The organism is Longimicrobiaceae bacterium, assembly GCA_035696245.1.
GTDB lineage: Bacteria > Gemmatimonadota > Gemmatimonadetes > Longimicrobiales > Longimicrobiaceae > DASRQW01.
In genome coordinates this window covers 1-3,636 of sequence record DASRQW010000285.1, presented here as the reverse complement: position 1 = coordinate 3,636, position 3,636 = coordinate 1, and the positions used below count along the sequence as shown (strand labels likewise).

4 protein-coding genes are annotated in these 3,636 nt (G+C 70.8%); 3 read left to right on the top strand and 1 reads right to left on the bottom strand.

Annotation, left to right across the window (positions count from 1 at the left end):
* The coding region (locus VFE05_13290; GenBank protein HET6231041.1) for an NAD(P)/FAD-dependent oxidoreductase at positions 1-722 on the bottom strand (722 nt) is incomplete at its 3' end.
* Positions 723-1,043: 321 nt separating this feature from the next.
* On the opposite strand from VFE05_13290, the gene VFE05_13285 reads away from it, so the two are divergent.
* The 3 genes from VFE05_13285 to VFE05_13275 all read left to right on the top strand — a co-directional run bounded on the left by VFE05_13285 (position 1,044) and on the right by VFE05_13275 (position 3,426).
* Positions 1,044-1,238 (top strand): hypothetical protein, encoded by a 195-nt coding sequence (locus tag VFE05_13285; GenBank protein ID HET6231040.1) that lies wholly within the window; start codon positions 1,044-1,046, stop codon positions 1,236-1,238.
* Between the two features lie 20 nt (positions 1,239-1,258).
* Positions 1,259-1,732 carry an HAD-IA family hydrolase gene (locus tag VFE05_13280; protein ID HET6231039.1) on the top strand — a complete coding sequence of 158 codons (474 nt, stop codon included), beginning with the start codon at positions 1,259-1,261 and terminating at the stop codon, positions 1,730-1,732.
* A gap of 263 nt (positions 1,733-1,995) precedes the next feature.
* A complete protein-coding gene (locus VFE05_13275) occupies positions 1,996-3,426 on the top strand; it encodes a M28 family metallopeptidase (protein HET6231038.1) in 1,431 nt (476 codons plus the stop codon).
* The last annotated feature ends 210 nt before the right edge of the window (positions 3,427-3,636 follow it).

Here is a 3,636-nt window from a genome sequence, read left to right as displayed (position 1 = left end):
AGGGTGGAGCCGGGGCCGCAGGCGATGTGGAAGAAGACGTGGTCCAGCTCCAGCGCCTCCCCGCCGTGGAAGACCACGTGCGTCATGCAGCCCATGTCCACCTCGCCCTCGATGCTGTCGATCACCTCCGGGCGCACGGGGATGCCGAAGCGGTCCAGCGCCGCCTGAGACTTCTCCGGCAGGTCCGGCGGGTGGCCGTGCGTGAGCAGGGTGATCCTGTCCGTCCACGTGAGCATGTACATGCAGAACGCCGCGATGGAGCGCCCCCACCCGATCACGCCGATGCGCTTGTCCGCCGCCGACGGGCCGTCGCAGTCCGGGCAATGCCAGATGCTTCGCCCGTAGAAGTCCAGCAGGCCGGGGATCTCGGGGATGATGTCCTTGAGGCCCGTGCACAGCATCACCCGGCGGGCGCGCACGGTGCTGCCGCTGGAGAGCGTGACGCGGAAGTCGCCCTCCTCGCCCTCGATCTTCTCCACCATCGCCGCCTCGAACTCCGCGCCGGCGGCGATGGCCTGCTCGCGGCCCACGCGCCGCAGCTCGAACGGCGGCGGGTCGGTGAGGCCCAGGTAGCCGTGCACGCCCCACGTGGGCGCGTTGCGCGGGTCCTGCGCGTCGAACACGCGCACCCGGCGGCGGTAGCGCGCCAGCCAGAGCGCCGCAGCCAGTCCCGCCGGGCCGCCGCCCACCACCACCGCGTCCCACGTCTCGTCCTCGGCCATCCATCCCCGTTTCCCGTGTGTGTGCCCTCGGTGACTGGCCGCGGCCGGGTGCAAGCCACGGGCCCGGCAGGGGCTGCGCACGTCGGCACCTCCCGCTCTGGCGTCTGCGCGACGCGCTCCCCATCTTCGGCGTCCAGCGGTTTCGGGAGATGCACGGCGGCGCGGCATATCCGTCGATCGGCGTGATCAACCGGGATGATCGGCAGTCGTCGCTGTAACGATCCCGCGGGTGAAGAAGCGTTCCCGTGGATTCGGGACGGGCCGGCGGGCAGGTCGGGAGGTGCGGGGCGGTGCGGGGAACTCGTGATTGGAGGAGGCGGCTTGATCCAGGCGGTGGTGTTCGACTTCGACGGCCTGATCTTCGACAGCGAGACGCACGAGTACGCGGTGATTCGCGACCTGTTCGCCGAGCATGGGGCGGAGATGCCGCTGGACGTGTGGAGCCAGTGCATCGGGCGGGAGGCGGGCTTCTTCGACCCGCTGGCGTACTCGAGGAGCAGCTCGGCCACCCGCTAGACCGCGACGAGCTGGCGCGCGTGCGCCGCAGCCGCTTCCTGGACCGCATCGCGGGTGAGGGGCCGCTGCCGGGCGTGGCCGACACGCTGGCGCGGGCGCACGAGCTGGGGCTGCGCGTGGGCCTGGCGTCCAGCTCCGGCCGCGAGTGGGTCGTCGGCAACCTCGAGAGGCTGGACCTGCTCCACCACTTCCGGTGCGTCCGCACAGCCGACGACGTGCAGCGCGTGAAGCCCGAGCCGGACCTGTACCTGAGCGCGCTGGAGTGCCTGGGCGTGGAGCCGCGCCACGCCGTTGCCTTCGAGGACTCGCCCAACGGCGCGCTGGCGGTGCGGCGGGCGGGGATGCACTGCGTGGTGGTGCCCAACTCGGTGACGGCCGGGCTCGCCTTCCACGACGGGCATCTGCGCCTGGATTCGATGTTGCAGGCGGACCTTCCCGCCCTTTTCGAGCGCCTCGTCCGCGCCGCCGACGCAGCCGACGAGTCCGCGGCATAGCCCGCTGCAGCGCATCCGCCGTCCCCGCACCCGGAGCGCGCGTTGGGAGATGATGGGGCGATGCGAGGCTGCGCATCCGCCGAACTGCTGCGGGAACGGGCGACTGCGCCGCATCTACAGAATCCGGCGATGATGGGTTGCTGCGCATCTACCGAACGCTCGTCATGATGCTCGACGGCGTATCTACCGACAATACGGATTCACGCAGGTCTGACGTTCGCCGGTTCGACCGCCCGGCCATCAACACAAACCCGGAGGTGTTCGTGATCCGCTTTGCCCGTGCGCTGCTGCTCGTTCCGCTCGCGCTCGCCCTCGCCGCGCCCGCCGGTGCGCAGACACCGCCGCCCGCTCGCCCCGCTACGCGCGACCCGAACCTCCCGCCCAACGCGCCGCGCCTGGGGACCACGCCCGTGGCGGCAGAGGGCGCGTTGCAGGAGATCGCGACGGCTCCGCAGGCCGCGCGGCTGGAGCACGACGTGCGCGCTCTCGTGGGCTTCGGCACGCGGCACACGCTGAGCGACACGGTGAGCCAGACGCGCGGCATCGGGGCGGCGCGGCGGTGGATCTTCGCGGAGTTCACGCGCATCTCGCATCAGTGCGGCGGGTGCCTGCAGGTGATGTACGTGTCCGACATCGTGAAGGGCGACCCCGCCGGCCGAATCAAGGCCGACGCGAACGTGGTGGACGTGGTCGCCATCCAGCGCGGGCGCACGGACCCCGAGCGCTACGTGCTGATGCAGGGCCACTACGACTCGCGCGTGAACGACGTGATGGACGCCACCACCGACGCGCCCGGCGCCAACGACGACGCGTCGGGCGTGGTAGCGACCATCGAGGCGGCGCGCGTGCTGTCGAAGCGCACCTTCGACGCGACGGTCGTGTACGCCGCGCTCGCGGGCGAGGAGCAGGGGCTGTTCGGCGGCGAGATCCTGGCGAAGTACGCGCGCGACCACAACTGGCGCCTGGCAGGGGTGCTGAACAACGACATCGTCGGCAACACGCGCGGCATGGGCGGGCTGACGAACAACACCACGGCGCGCGTGTTCGCCCCCGGCATCCCGCCCACGGCCACGGCGGCGGAGCTGAGGCGCTACCTGTACTCCGGCGGCGAGCTGGACACCCCGTCGCGCGAGCTGGGGCGCTACGTGGTGGCCACCGCGCAACGGTACGTGCCCAACCTGGAGGTGCAGCTCGTCTACCGGCTGGACCGCTTCGGGCGGGGCGGCGACCACACGCCGTTCTTCACGGCAGGCTACCCGGCAGTGCGGCTCACCGAGTCGCAGGAGGACTACACGCGCCAGCACCAGACGGTGCGCGTGGAGAACGGTATCCGCTACGGCGACGTGCCGGAGATGGTGGACTACCCGTACCTGGCGCGCATGACGGCGGTGAACGCCACCACGCTGGCCTCGCTCGCCTGGGCGCCCGCCGCGCCGGACAGCGTGACCGTTACGGGCGCCGTGACCCCCAACACCACGCTCAAGTGGAAGGCCGTTGCGGCGTCGGACCTGGCGGGCTATCGCATCTACTGGCGCCATCCCACATCGGGCGCATGGGAGCGCTCGCGCTTCGTGGGCAACGTCACCGAGGCCACGCTGGAGAACGTGAACATCGACGATTACTTCTTCGGAGTCGCCGCCGTGGACCGCGACGGCAACGAGAGCCTGCCGGTTTTCCCGCTGCCGGGACGGTAGGCGGACGAAAGTAGAGGCTGGATGGCAGATGCGCAGAGGGCCCGCACCGGCGGTGGTGCGGGCCCTCTGCGTTCAAGTGTGCGTCGGCGGGAAACACGATGCGCTCCCTTCCAGCCGTGAGAGTGGCGGCCTGCGTCCACTCTGTATACTTTGAAAGCATGGCTGGATCGGACAAAAACAAACCCGGCAGGGCCACGAGGGCGCTGCCGG